At 57.0% G+C, this 12,109-nt stretch carries 17 protein-coding genes; 10 read left to right on the top strand and 7 right to left on the bottom strand.

The genetic code is table 11. The features are described from left to right. Positions 1 to 446: 446 nt before the first annotated feature. Entirely contained in the window at positions 447 to 740 is a 294-nt protein-coding gene (locus RLEG4DRAFT_RS63955; protein ID WP_003575481.1) for a hypothetical protein, read from the bottom strand. A gap of 448 nt (positions 741 to 1,188) precedes the next feature. Between RLEG4DRAFT_RS63955 and RLEG4DRAFT_RS63950 the strand changes: the two genes are divergently transcribed. Next, the gene (locus tag RLEG4DRAFT_RS63950) at positions 1,189 to 1,563 is read left to right on the top strand and encodes a hypothetical protein (RefSeq protein WP_003575482.1); all 375 of its coding nucleotides are present in this window, start codon (positions 1,189 to 1,191) and stop codon (positions 1,561 to 1,563) included. A gap of 34 nt (positions 1,564 to 1,597) precedes the next feature. Here the strand turns inward: RLEG4DRAFT_RS63950 and RLEG4DRAFT_RS63945 are convergent, their stop codons facing one another. After that, positions 1,598 to 1,813: a hypothetical protein gene (locus RLEG4DRAFT_RS63945; RefSeq protein ID WP_037093226.1), complete on the bottom strand. Its 216-nt coding sequence runs from the start codon at positions 1,811 to 1,813 to the stop codon at positions 1,598 to 1,600. A 401-nt stretch (positions 1,814 to 2,214) separates the two neighbouring features. On the opposite strand from RLEG4DRAFT_RS63945, the gene RLEG4DRAFT_RS63940 reads away from it, so the two are divergent. The 6 genes from RLEG4DRAFT_RS63940 to RLEG4DRAFT_RS63915 all read left to right on the top strand — a co-directional run bounded on the left by RLEG4DRAFT_RS63940 (position 2,215) and on the right by RLEG4DRAFT_RS63915 (position 5,026). Beyond that, positions 2,215 to 2,523 (top strand): hypothetical protein, encoded by a 309-nt coding sequence (locus RLEG4DRAFT_RS63940; protein WP_003575484.1) that lies wholly within the window; start codon positions 2,215 to 2,217, stop codon positions 2,521 to 2,523. Positions 2,524 to 2,818: 295 nt separating this feature from the next. Further along, positions 2,819 to 3,127 carry a hypothetical protein gene (locus RLEG4DRAFT_RS63935; protein ID WP_003575485.1) on the top strand — a complete coding sequence of 103 codons (309 nt, stop codon included), beginning with the start codon at positions 2,819 to 2,821 and terminating at the stop codon, positions 3,125 to 3,127. A 118-nt stretch (positions 3,128 to 3,245) separates the two neighbouring features. Beyond that, the gene (locus tag RLEG4DRAFT_RS63930) at positions 3,246 to 3,536 is read left to right on the top strand and encodes a ribbon-helix-helix protein, CopG family (protein WP_037093430.1); all 291 of its coding nucleotides are present in this window, start codon (positions 3,246 to 3,248) and stop codon (positions 3,534 to 3,536) included. A 233-nt stretch (positions 3,537 to 3,769) separates the two neighbouring features. Then, positions 3,770 to 3,979 carry a cold-shock protein gene (locus tag RLEG4DRAFT_RS63925; RefSeq protein WP_003575487.1) on the top strand — a complete coding sequence of 70 codons (210 nt, stop codon included), beginning with the start codon at positions 3,770 to 3,772 and terminating at the stop codon, positions 3,977 to 3,979. 121 nt (positions 3,980 to 4,100) lie between these two features. After that, positions 4,101 to 4,325, top strand: a complete 225-nt coding sequence (locus RLEG4DRAFT_RS63920) for a hypothetical protein (protein ID WP_003575488.1) — start codon at positions 4,101 to 4,103, stop codon at positions 4,323 to 4,325. 425 nt (positions 4,326 to 4,750) lie between these two features. Next, positions 4,751 to 5,026, top strand: coding sequence for a hypothetical protein (locus tag RLEG4DRAFT_RS63915; RefSeq protein ID WP_003575489.1), 276 nt, complete (start codon positions 4,751 to 4,753; stop codon positions 5,024 to 5,026). 226 nt (positions 5,027 to 5,252) lie between these two features. Here the strand turns inward: RLEG4DRAFT_RS63915 and RLEG4DRAFT_RS63910 are convergent, their stop codons facing one another. From RLEG4DRAFT_RS63910 to RLEG4DRAFT_RS63895, 4 genes are all read right to left on the bottom strand, one after another. Beyond that, on the bottom strand, positions 5,253 to 5,837 hold the full coding sequence (locus tag RLEG4DRAFT_RS63910) for a tyrosine phosphatase family protein (protein ID WP_003575490.1): 585 nt from the start codon (positions 5,835 to 5,837) through the stop codon (positions 5,253 to 5,255). Positions 5,838 to 6,131: 294 nt separating this feature from the next. After that, positions 6,132 to 6,533, bottom strand: coding sequence for a putative quinol monooxygenase (locus RLEG4DRAFT_RS63905; RefSeq protein ID WP_125869613.1), 402 nt, complete (start codon positions 6,531 to 6,533; stop codon positions 6,132 to 6,134). Continuing rightward, complete coding sequence (locus RLEG4DRAFT_RS63900; RefSeq protein WP_051040879.1) at positions 6,508 to 6,792, bottom strand: helix-turn-helix transcriptional regulator; 285 nt, start codon at positions 6,790 to 6,792, stop codon at positions 6,508 to 6,510. Before RLEG4DRAFT_RS63900 ends, RLEG4DRAFT_RS63905 begins: the two co-directional genes overlap by 26 nt. A 2-nt stretch (positions 6,793 to 6,794) precedes the next feature. Next, a complete protein-coding gene (locus RLEG4DRAFT_RS63895) occupies positions 6,795 to 7,283 on the bottom strand; it encodes an AraC family transcriptional regulator N-terminal domain-containing protein (protein ID WP_037093229.1) in 489 nt (162 codons plus the stop codon). 563 nt (positions 7,284 to 7,846) lie between these two features. On the opposite strand from RLEG4DRAFT_RS63895, the gene RLEG4DRAFT_RS63890 reads away from it, so the two are divergent. Then, positions 7,847 to 8,107: a DUF982 domain-containing protein gene (locus RLEG4DRAFT_RS63890; RefSeq protein ID WP_003575494.1), complete on the top strand. Its 261-nt coding sequence runs from the start codon at positions 7,847 to 7,849 to the stop codon at positions 8,105 to 8,107. Next, positions 8,104 to 8,322: a hypothetical protein gene (locus RLEG4DRAFT_RS63885; RefSeq protein ID WP_003575495.1), complete on the top strand. Its 219-nt coding sequence runs from the start codon at positions 8,104 to 8,106 to the stop codon at positions 8,320 to 8,322. The genes RLEG4DRAFT_RS63890 and RLEG4DRAFT_RS63885 overlap by 4 nt, the downstream gene beginning before the upstream one ends. Positions 8,323 to 8,494: 172 nt before the next feature. Here RLEG4DRAFT_RS63885 and RLEG4DRAFT_RS63880 read toward each other — a convergent pair whose 3' ends face one another. Further along, entirely contained in the window at positions 8,495 to 9,241 is a 747-nt protein-coding gene (locus RLEG4DRAFT_RS63880) for a Crp/Fnr family transcriptional regulator (protein WP_003575496.1), read from the bottom strand. 548 nt (positions 9,242 to 9,789) lie between these two features. Between RLEG4DRAFT_RS63880 and RLEG4DRAFT_RS63875 the strand changes: the two genes are divergently transcribed. Next, positions 9,790 to 12,000, top strand: coding sequence for an ATP-binding protein (locus RLEG4DRAFT_RS63875; RefSeq protein ID WP_432416782.1), 2,211 nt, complete (start codon positions 9,790 to 9,792; stop codon positions 11,998 to 12,000). Positions 12,001 to 12,109: the final 109 nt, after the last annotated feature.

Genomic DNA, 12,109 nt, shown 5'->3' with positions numbered 1-12,109 from the left:
CGACTAGAGCATGCGCTGGTCGCGCTGGAAGCAAACTCGCTCGACGGGGCGCCCGGCAAAGGCGCATATAACCAGTGCCAATTGATTGGGCCGGACGTACTGTTAACAAAGCTATCCATGGGGCTGGCGAACACTAGCATCGCTGCGCGAGGACAGCGGACGTGTAACCCGCCGGAACGCAACTAGTTATCGCATAGAGGTCACGAGCTGTCTGTTCAGGCGACCGCTTTGCCGCGCTTGTTGCACACTCGCGAGATGCTCGCCGGCCGAGCGCAATCTCAAGTATTTTGGCAGTCACCGCTTCATCCTTAACCTCCTGAGGCTCGGCAGCGCCTGTCAGCCGCAGACCAGACCACTAGATCGCGGCTCGATCGTACCTTGGAGGCCATCTCCGAGCCTAGGTAATAGATCCGCTCAAGCCCTAACTCACAGTTATCGGACGATGTTCATCGGGAAGACTTCTGCGTCGCATCAGTCGCTGCCAGGAGATCAGCGAGCGCCGTCGGCTCGATTCGGACGATCCTGCGCAAACGGTTCCCTTGCTCTATCGACGGCAGGTGGATGTAGGTTGCGATACGGCGGTAGGCAAGCCAGGACAGGCCTTCGATCGGCTCTTCATCCTGCTCGATCTTGTAATCGCCCGCCGGATGAATCTCACCAACAAGATCGGGCAGCGCGAAAGGGACGGAGAAGTGGACAATGGTGTTCGTCGTGCGTGTGGATGATATGTCCGTGGACATGGTGATAGGCTCCTGTTGAAGGCTGTTAGCCAAGACCCGGTGAATGCTTCCAACGGGGATCGGCATGGCTATCGGAATTCGGAGCGATGACGGTCTTTAAGTCTCTGACACGGACGAGAGCCACGGGGCCAAACGACGAGAGATATTGTTATGCCCCAAATGCGTCACAAATTGGAAAAGGGTGTTCCGGGAGCCGATTGCCGAACCTACGTATTCTATAACGCTGGAAAATATATCGAATTAAACTAATTGAATAAGAGAGACCATCTCAGCCTTCTTATTGCGTTATTCTTCAATGTACGACTCGCAATTCTACAAATCTGATCTAACCAGGAAAATACACGCCGACGACCCCCACCTGCTCGACGATTAGGAGGCCTGCCGGGAAAGCGCCTTGGCCGGCGAACGGTAGCCTCGCGACTTCACAATGAACAAAGGACGCATGCAGATGTCGAGACATAACAACGCCAAGCCCTTTACCGCCAGTGACCGCCACGACTTCAGCGCCAACGGCGAGCGCCCGGATGGCAATCCCTCCGCCAGGGAATTGATCGCGGATGCCGTCGCCGCGCGCGCCGACCTCGCCGTGCCACCCGGGCAAGTGCGTGCAGCCGACCAGCTTCGTGAATCAACGAAGCCGCGGCATCGGTCCAGCAAGCGCCGACGCATCGAAGCCGATGACAAGGGGCTGGCTGTCCAGGATCTTCCTACAATGGGAGAACTCGAGCAGGCGCGAACCGATTACAGTAGGAAGATCGCCACCCGGGAAGCGGAGGGGCGTGGCGGGCAGGCAGACAAAAAGCGGGGGAGTGAAAAGGGCTGACACCCACCGACGGGGCCAGCGCGCGCCGGCCGGCTCAGCGCTCCAATCGGATCGAAGCCACAATCAGATCCTGATGGAAGCAATGGTTGCGCAATCCTCTGTCAAGGCGACCAGCTCTCTCGAGCGCCAGCCTGGCGGGCTCGCCTCGCGTCAACATCCCGTCGATCAGGCTCTGCTGCGCGCAAATCATTTGCCGGTCAACAATGACTTGCCGGCGCGCGACTTCCAGGTCTTTTGGGGAATAGGTCATGAGAGACTATATCACACAGGCGGCGATAGTAGGATTCCTTTCGCCGTCTCCGTACTGTCACGACCGCCGGGTTGGTGTCGCTGAACGAGCCAACACACAGAGCCCACGCCTCTCGCCCGCGACCGAACGGCAGGACTGAAAATTATATGGCGCCGCGCATAGCGTTCCGTCGCTTTTTCCTTGGATAAAGCGCAATAAGCGCGCATGTTTACAAACCGGCAGCCGATGAAACGGGCGCTGCCGATCAAGGGGTGGCGCCCTTCGCCCCAATCAAAGGAGGACAAGATGTCTTCCGCCTTCAAACACTCTTTCCGAATCGCGGCTTATGGCGACTTCTTATTCCGGGCCTCCATCCTGGTGAGCTTCGCCGTCATCATTAGTCTCATTTTGAGAGGGTGGTTATGGTAGTAATTATCAGGGCGGGAATTGCTGCGAAAAGCGGCGAGCATTGGCGGCTGCGGTCCATGCTCAAGCGGGCGGACTACGCGACGTCAGATCTCGTTGCGTCAGAATGTGGCATCCATCATGAAGAAGTGATGATGATACGCCGCATCAAGGAGGCGACGATCCCGGCGCCCGCCTATCCCTCTTCAAGACGCCGGAAACTGGGCGCAGATCCCAAGGCTTTGGCATCCTGGGAAAACGAAGGGGGTGCAACGCGAGCCGTGGACGCCACTGCGATCAAGAGAGATGATGAGCGAGGCGATTGAGCGAGCAAATGCCGAAGATTCTTTCAGCGCAGGGAGCGCGATAGCCGGATCGTTGGGTTCGGTGATGGCGAGCCGGCAACGGAGTTCAGATACCATAAGGCGAAAGCTTCTATGAATTTTGAGATCCGAGTCATTCCAATGCACAAGATGACCGCTTCCTGCTCATATTGGAATATTTAGTTTGCCACCCGCATTAATTAGGCGCACGGTTAGTCTTCAGTAGCTGTTTTCAGGGCGCTACTGCAGGGAGGTCGGTTAGATGCCTTGCCTTCGCCCCAAATTGAAGGAGGACAGAATGTCTTCCAATCTCAACATCTCTGTGCGGACGTCCGACCTGGCTGTATTACAAGGTGTCCTCGACGACGCCGGATACGATTCCACATCTATCCTCGCAGACCCCAAATATTACAACATCGCCGTCAGACTGCTGTTTAAGCTTTATCACGACGGCATGACCTCGCCCGCCGCCCTTTCTCTCGAACTCAGCCGGCACTTTGGAAAAACACCGCTGCCCTCGAAATCATCCGCGGAGTTTGAAAAAAATCGCAAACGGATTCAAGGGATCCGTTCTTCGGTTGCGGTCAAGTTGGCTGCCGGCACCTGAACACTTGTCAAAGCTACTTCTCGCGAAGTTCATCTCCAACAGATTCCGCTGCCATAAGAGGCAGACGACAACCTTCGGGGTATGCAAATGGTGAGCACGCACGGAAGCGGTTATAATGATGACATCGTCCAACGCCGCCACGCTTCTCCAGGATGCCGCTGACCGGATCGCGGACATCCCGCGTCCAGATCTGCAGATCCTGCTTCGGCGAACCGCACTCCGGCTGCGCAACGCTACGACGGTTTCTATGGACGACGATGTTGATGAAGTCTTATTGGACTTGGCCAGCGAGCTGGGGCTGACACGAGAGGACATGATGAGATACATCATCAGAGAGTGGATGGAAGAGAACAATTTCCTGTTCACGCATGAGCTGGACGAACATCGCAAGTTAGATGGATTGGCATGACCGGCGAATGGCCGATGCAATCTGAGATTGAAGGTGCCGCCTGACGAAAACTAATCGTTGACACAGCAGTCTCAGTTCATTATTGATGCATCATCGATCTTTTGCTTGCCGAGCTTTGTCTACCGCGCCATTGGCACCGCGCTTAAACGAACTTCCCTTTCAAAAATAGTCGGTTTCCATCTGCGCAGCATTGGCTTCGCGGTTCTTCACTCTATGCTTTGAAAGGGTTCATCATGACCACTGGCACAGTTAAATGGTTTAATTCCACCAAGGGCTTCGGCTTCATTCAGCCTGATAATGGCGGCGCCGACGCTTTCGTTCACATCTCTGCCGTTGAGCGCGCCGGAATGCGCGAGCTCGTCGAAGGCCAGAAGATCGGGTTCGAGCTCGAGCGCGACAACAAGTCGGGCAAAATGTCGGCCTGCAATCTGCAGTCCGCTTAAGCGATATCTGCTTCCCTTTGACCACGGATGTACTGGCACTGCCGGAAGCTATTTCATCAAGGCCAGGCGTTTTGCCTGGCCTTTTTCGTTTCGGTTGCTAGCCGAACTAATGAAGGTTCCAATGACACAAGCACACAGCAAATCCCGCCAGCAGGCGGAGATCGCCTTCGGCACCGTTCAGACTCAGTTCTTTGCCAAGAATAACGCGGTGGAAGAGCTCGAATCCGTGGCTCAGGCCCGAGACGCCAAGACCCTAAGGCTGCGTGAGGCACGTCTTGCCAAAGAGCTGGCTGACCGCATTTCGGCGACATCCAACCTCATCGCCAAACGCGCCAAAGCGCGCTGATCTTGCCCTCATTAGCTGGATAGGAGCGAGGAGCGCCAGAAACAACGAAGTTTCCGACCGCCGCGCCCCATCCGCCGACGCCGCTTGTTCTCCTGAATATCGACCGTGCGCCAAAGACTGCGGTAAAACCTGCTAAAATGGCGCGACAAGTCGAACGCGCTATCATTGTCCGGCTCAGGTAGAGCGATGTCTTGAACGCGAGCGCGCGAAGCTCGAGGAGCAAAAGAGTATCGAGACCCCAAGCGCGGGAGAGCGCCGAAAACGCGCGGACAGCGCGGGGATCGAAGGTGAGGCGATGCGAAAGGCCGAACGCGACCGGCGGTACGCCAACCGCAAGGCAAGACAAGTCTAGCTTTTGCCCGTACGCCCCGACCCGACAGCATGACGACGTCATGCTGGGACCTAAACAAACTAAAGGAGCCCGCATGGCACAGGATACGAACGAACTCCAGGCGATCAACACGTCGTGGCAAATCGCAATCCAGGAAATCCTGCGCATGGTCATCCGTGACATGTACCATGCCGGCGGCGAGGCAAACTTCAAAGCACAAATCAAACGCATCGAAGAGGCTGCCGTCGATAGCATCTATACCGATTTGAGACTTCGAGGAACCGATGAGTGGACTGAGGTGCTTGTAAAGGAACGAGCAAGCAATTTCGTGACCACGCTGCTGACATCGTTCACCTACGACCGAGCTTGACCCGGGAACCTTCCTGCAGATGCGCGCATCCGTCGCCACCTGCGAGGAAGCGATGTCCAGGGACCGTCGTTGACGGCAAGCCTTGTCCTCGACCGTCGAAGCGAGACCGGTCCAGCGAACGTCAGCTCGTATTCAAACAGGTGACGGAGCTAGACGGACTTTGCTGCGACAAGGTTCGTTAGGTTCGCCACAATCGTCTACCAGCTTGCTGCCCAGCGAACTGTGGTCAGTTCAGAATGGCCATTTGCAGCTCGGCATGGCGACCTAGTGTTGTCATCCACTCGGTGAACTGCGGTCGACTTTTGATCTGCCGGCCATAATGGCGGCCGAGCGCGGCTGTAAGGTCGCCTTTCCGCCCAAGTTGCTCGTCGGCGAAGCGGATCATCTGCGAATTCGGCCACGCCTGCGGGCGGATCACAATCAAACGGCCGAACAGGTCCTCTGCAGACTCATCTGGGTTCGCCTGTGCCATCAAGGTCAGCATGGCCGCCGTCGAGCGCGACACGCCCATATGGCAATGGACGAGTAGATGGCTTGACTCAATTGTGTCATGCCTTGACTGAAGATCCATTCCGAAACGAAGGATCTCTTCCACATGGTCTGGGCGGGGCATCACCCGCCCCGCTGCTGCCGCGATGATGTCGTGGAAGCGTAGCGTGGTGCGGTGGTGTTTGCCGTAGGTCTGGAATGCATCCAACTCCGGATGCTCCGGATCAATCAGCGACAGGACATGGGTGACGCTTCGGGTGCTCTGGCCCGATAGTTCTTCGATGCCGCAAACCGTCAGTACTGGTGAGAAAACGACATCCATTTCATTCGCTCCTGTCTCTTTCGATCAATAAGAGGCATTGCTCTCGCAGGCGATAAGGCTACCGAATTTCTTATACCTCGGTTTTGGCAGCCGCGACAGGCTTGCTGTTGAACCCTCTAACCAGTTGCTCAAGCGGACCCAGCGGGCTTTCTATGGGAGCGGCTGGGGTAGTCGTGTTTTCAAAAACCGCCAAGGCGCCACCGAAAAGTCAGCGTCGGAAGAAAGTCTCAACGCGGATCACACCATCGAGTGTGTTCATAGTCGTGGAAAGAAAGGGATTTGAGTACTGGGCGGTCAAGATATTTCACGGAAATAGGCGGAGATCGGCTGTCCATCCAAGTGGCTTTCAATTTTCGCCCACGCGCCATTCGAAAGGAGGCCCTGAACATGGGCTTTGTGCCTGGCTTCGCTGTCCCAGGTTTCGACCAGAGCATACTGGCAGGGATTACCAGCGGCCTGCATGACAGTAGCGCTCAGGCAACCGGGAGCCTTCGGCAAGTCGGTCTTGACGGATTCCATGATTGCATGGAAGGCAACTTGCTTTTCGGCGAGGGCTTTGAACTGTACGAGGATTTTGATGGACATTTTTGCTCCGGTGTCATCAGAAGGAAACTGATTGCACTGGTAAAATCGATTGGGCCTACGGCACAGACCCAATTCTGCGGAAAGCCTACCCGATCCTGCGAATTGCAGCATTGTCTGCTCCTATCGGGCCCCGGAAATGCGATTGCATGTTTCGTGCGTAGGCCCCTGGGGATAAGCCGAAGAGGTTCTTGAAATCCCGTGTAAATTGAGCGTCACTCGCATAGCCTGCGTCTGCAGCCGCTATGGAAATGGTTACCTCGGAATTCAGGAGGAGCAGTCGCGCTTTTTCAAGTCGTACCTGTTTTCGATAGCGCATCGGCGACAGACCGAAGCAGGCCTGGAAGCGATGCGCAAAATGGGATGGGCTCATTGCTACTTCCGATGCGATATCCGCGACCAGAAGGCTGCGCGGCGTTGGCCTCGATAAAGCGCATAGCCGCCACGAGCTTCGTATCCTCGCGTGTCACCGACGCTCTGAGCATACCGGCCGCATCCGATCGCAACAATCGATAGCAAATAGGGCGCCAACATCCGACAATCAGCGGGGTCGTCAAAAGCGCGCAACAGTCGTAGCAGCGGCCCTGCGAGATCCTCGGTCAGCTCATCGCAATATGCTGGAAGTTCGGATGTCCGAGCGGTATTCAGCACCGGATATGGAGTGTCAGCCAGTTCAATCAGCGTCTTTGCCACCAGAAGCAACGGCAGCTGCAGCTTGAGCGCGATGTAAGGGTTGTCGCCTGAGGCTTCAACGACAGCATCATAAGGTCGCTCCCCATGCAGCACCAGAAAGCGGCGTCTATCGTTGACGAGACGGCCATTTAAGACCGTTTTTTTTCCAGAGGCTGCCACCGCCAGTGTCATGCCGGCATTCCGTCCCCGATGATAGGGCAACGACTGGCTTATTTTCATCAAACCTTAGGCAATGGCGTTAGAGTGACACCCTCGTTCCTAGTCAGATTGCGCATTGTATCCATCAATGCGTCCGTGTCCGGCGTATGGTGGGTGTTCGAAGCGTCCATTTCCATAAGCAGTCCATAAGCTGCTGGGTTCCGTCTGGCAATTCGTTGAAGCTACTCTGCTGCTCAGGTCTTTCGTGACAGGGAAACCAGCGCAAGCTTCAGCTGACATAGGTGGCATGATCCAATGTTTTGGGAAATTCGAGAAGCTTCGGATTTAGCCATGCTGGTCGGAATGACGTTGCACGACAGGATATTTGGCAGAGGGCATGACCACTTCAATTTTGGCGGCAGTCGGTCCAGACAACCCACTGCCGGAGATCCGAGGAATTCTTCGCCTGAGATCAACGATCGCGACCTTCACCGATGTTCCCTAACTTTCGGTCCGATTGCGCACCAAGAGGCGCGGCATGGGAACTCGCCAGTCCGAAGAAGGTTGTCGACAAAACCGTGATAAGGAGGTTTCTTATGGAAAAAATTATTGATGCCGACTTCCGCGTCACTTGGAAGACCCCGGTGTACATTCGGATCGGCGATGGCATGCGCGAGCGCATCGACGGACCAAACGCCGCGCTCGCGGCGCTTCTCCATCGCTGGCCGTCGACCAATCATCGTGAGTTCGGCATCGCGAAGCGCAGATGTGTCGAGGCCATCGCTCGCCGTCAAAGCGCCGAGCTGGCCCGTAGCACGTTCGTGGAGGCAGCACTCGCCGTGAAGGTGTTCGCATGATGATGCTTTCTATCGACGCATCGCACTGGGCGATCCTTCTGGGGACGTTGACACTCACATGCTGGATTGCCGCCGGTCTGGCGGCTGTTCTTGGCACCAACGAACAGATAAGGCGCGGTGAGACCGGTAGAGTTTCCGGGTATGTGACGACGGGCCTGACTGGGGCTGGTATTACCTCGGCAGTGGCAATGATCGCCCTTTTGGTATTCGCCTGACGAGCATTAGACTTCTGCCAAACTGCCGCTTTCCAGGCCGCGAATTTGCCGTTCGGCCTGCGTCGGCACGTCCTTCGAGGCGGCGTTACTCAGATGGAAAAACGTCGTCATCGCCTTCAAACCAGCCTCTCCACAAGCAGTTCCAGGCCAGTTACGGACATAGCGAACGCCGTCAGCCCGCCAACGTCACAATGTCTGTTCGTTCTTCAGGCGATTGCCTGAGAAGCCTGCGGTATTCCTCCTCCGGCTTCCCATAGGCGTCATGCGCGAAGTCTTCCATCGCGGGCCTGTCTCTGATGATGATGCGGCCCCTCTCGCTGCGGATGAAATGATTGCCTTCCAGAATGTGCAATGCTGTCGTCACGCTCGGACGGCGGACTGCCAGCATGATAGCAATGTAGTCATGGGTGAGGACCAGTTGGTTACCATCCATTCTGTCATGGCACATCAATAGCCAACGGGCCAGGCGCTCCTCGATGTTATGGGTCGCGTTTGACAGTGCGGTAAACGTCACCTGGATTGCCAGCGCCTGCGAATAGCAGGCAAGCAGATGCGCGAAAGGCGGGCTCTCCTCCAGCGCTCTCAGAAAGGCGGCAAGCGCAATGCGATGACCGCTGCCCGCGGCTTGCATGATGACTTCATGGGGACTGGTGTCAGAGCCAACGGCGGCTTGCACCGGCGAAAAGCCGTCGCGGCCGAACATTCCGCCTTCCGCCCTGTTGCCATCCGGTGAAATGACGATGACCGAGCCAAGGCCGGAATCTGGAAAATAAACATGCTCGATACGACCACCCGCGGCTGCGATGATGAAGTCCTTCGGCAGATCGACCGGAAAAAGATCAACCCCGATAACCGCTAGGGCTTGCGGCGCAAGCTGTCGAAGAAGGTTGTTCTTGATTGAATGATGAGGGGCGAACATGCGCGCTCCTGTTCTGCAGGCGGGAGCACACATAAACCCTCAGTCGTCACGGCCTACCTATTCGGAATGGTGACGATCGCTTAGCATACACGAAATAGCTCACATATATTATCTTATTCTTGGAAATGCCTTCGGAGGCGCTAGGCGAGCTCCGAACAGGAGAAACGATTGCCTGACGTACCTCGGCTTTTTGTGAAGGGCGGATCGGCCAACGATGCCGCGACACGTCCGCTATCGGACCGGCTGGAATAAGTCGATATTCCGGTGATTACCGTTCGGAAGGCGCCATGAGGGTCGTTAGGAGTATCCGGGCGGTACCGGCCGACAATCGCGCTCATGAGGACCCCGCCTTGCACAAGGTCGGCGCTCACACGATCTTGTTGCGGTTGAGCATGGCTATCGGCGCGCCCCCATTGGCCCGCGCTTCACACCGTCTGTCTCAGGAGCTTCCACGAAACCTGCGATCCGCTTCAGGAGACAAGTCGGAGCCTCTAATGGGTGCTCTTCCGGCACGCCGCGATTATGCTAAGTTCGCAATACCTACCTCAATGAATCTCAACGACCGGGCGATCAATATGAATGCCGCTACCTATTTTCCGGCCGAACGTCTCCAACAGATCCTCGATAGCGCAGTTGATACTGGCATCATCATGCTCGACCCGGGGGGTATCGTCGCAGGATGGAGCAAAGGCGCGGAAAGGCTCCTCGGCTGGTCCCAGGATGAAATGCTCGGGAAGACTCTGATCGGCATTTTCCCACCGGAAGACGGAGGATCGGCCGTTCTCGCTGCCGAGATCTCCGATGCCCGCTCGAAGGGCAAGGGCAGCGGCGAGGGATGGCGGCTGAAACAAGACGGCGGTCGAATTTGGGCCGTTGGTGAGACGACGCCGATCCTCGACGACAAAAAGACACTGGTCGGCTTCGTCAAGATCCTGCGCGATCGTACCGAGCAGCGGCAAACGGAGATCGCGCTCAGGGAACGGACACGTGCCCTCGAAATCCTGAACCGAGCCGGTGCCGCCCTCGCACGGGAAAACGATCTGGAGAAGGTCGTCCAGTTGGTGACTGACGCCGGCGTCGAACTCACCGGCGCCCAGTTCGGTGCATTTTTCTACAACGTCGTCAATTCTGCGGGCGAGAGCTACATGCTCTACACGCTGTCCGGCGTTTCTCGGGAAGCGTTCTCGAAATTCCCGATGCCCCGAAACACGGAGGTTTTCGCTGCGACCTTCCTCGGCGAAGGCATCGTCCGCTCCGAGGATATCACAAAGGACAGCCGATACGGCAAAAACGCACCATACCATGGCATGCCGGATGGCCATCTTCCGGTTCGCAGTTATCTCGCGGTTCCCGTGGTTTCGCGAACGGGCGAGGTGATCGGCGGGCTGTTCTTCGGCCACTCGGAAGCTGGCGTATTCGACGAGGCCTCTGAGAGCGGGCTTGCCGGTCTTGCAGGTGAAGCGGCGATCGCAATGGATAATACGCGCCTGTTCGAGGCTGGCCAGCGCGAGTTGCTGGAGCGACGGCGCGCGGAAGCGGCGCTCAAGGATCTCAATATTAATCTCGAAGACTTGGTGAAACAGAAGACGGAGGAACTGACGCGAAACGCCGAGGCTTTGCGGCAGGCGCAGAAGATGGAGGCGGTCGGCCAACTGACCGGCGGTGTCGCGCACGACTTCAACAATTTGCTCCAGATAATCGTCGGCAATCTCGACACGTTGCTTCGAAACCTACCGGAGGAGTCAGGGCGGCTGAAGCGCGCCGCCGGCCAGGCGATGAATGGCGCAAGACGGGCAGCTGCTCTCACGCAAAGGCTGCTGGCTTTCGCTCGCAGGCAACCGCTCGACCCAAAGCCGGTGGATGCGAACGGCCTCATTCGCGGCATGTCGGAACTCCTGCATCGGACGCTCGGAGAAATTTTCCAGATAGAGATCGTGCTTGCGGGCGGTCTTTGGAAGACCGAAGCCGACCCCAACGAGTTGGAAAGCGCGCTCCTCAACCTCGCCATCAACGCCCGCGACGCGATGCCTGACGGCGGCAAGCTCACGATCGAAACTTTCAACGCGCATCTCGACGAAGCCTATGCTTCGGCGCATGCCGAAGTGCTGCCGGGACAGTACACGGCCATCAGCGTTTCTGATACCGGCATGGGCATGGACGCCGAAACGCTCTCACACGTGTTCGAGCCGTTTTTCACCACCAAAGACCAGGGCAAGGGTACCGGCTTGGGTCTGAGCCAAGTCTACGGCTTTGTGAAGCAGTCGAACGGCCATGTGAAGATTTACTCGGAGGTGGGGGAGGGCACCACGGTCAAGATGTATCTGCCGCGATTGTCCGTCGACGGGGCTGACGAGGAGGCGATGGATAACGTGGCGATCCCGGAGGCCGCCGCCGGCGAGGTCGTGCTCGTCGTTGAGGACGATCCAGATGTTCGCGCCTATTCGGTGGAGTCGCTGCGAGAGCTTGGGTACCATGTGTTGGAAGCCAAGGACGGTCCTGCGGCGCTACAAGCCTTGTTCAGCAATGGCAGGGTCGATCTGATCTTTTCGGACGTCGTCTTGCCGGGCGGCATGAGCGGCGCGGAAGTTGTTTCCAAGGCGCGCGAGAGCTTCCCGGAATTGAAGGCTCTATTCACAACAGGGTATTCCCGAAACGCTATCGTGCATCACGGTCGTCTCGACAAAGGTGTGCATTTGCTCCCCAAGCCGTTCTCCTTCGAAGATCTTGCCGCCCGCGTGCGAGACGTTCTGGATCGCTGAACATCCGGCCTGAGCTAGCATCATGCAAGAACGTGATTCCATCGCTCGGAGCCATGCAGGGTTCTAGTGTTGCGAAAGAGCCCTTCCGCTTCTGCAGCCGTGCATGATC

It is taken from the genome of Rhizobium leguminosarum bv. trifolii WSM2297, from assembly GCF_000271845.1.
The sequence above is the reverse complement of the archived record's forward strand: the minus strand, read 5'-3'. Positions and strand labels throughout refer to the sequence as shown.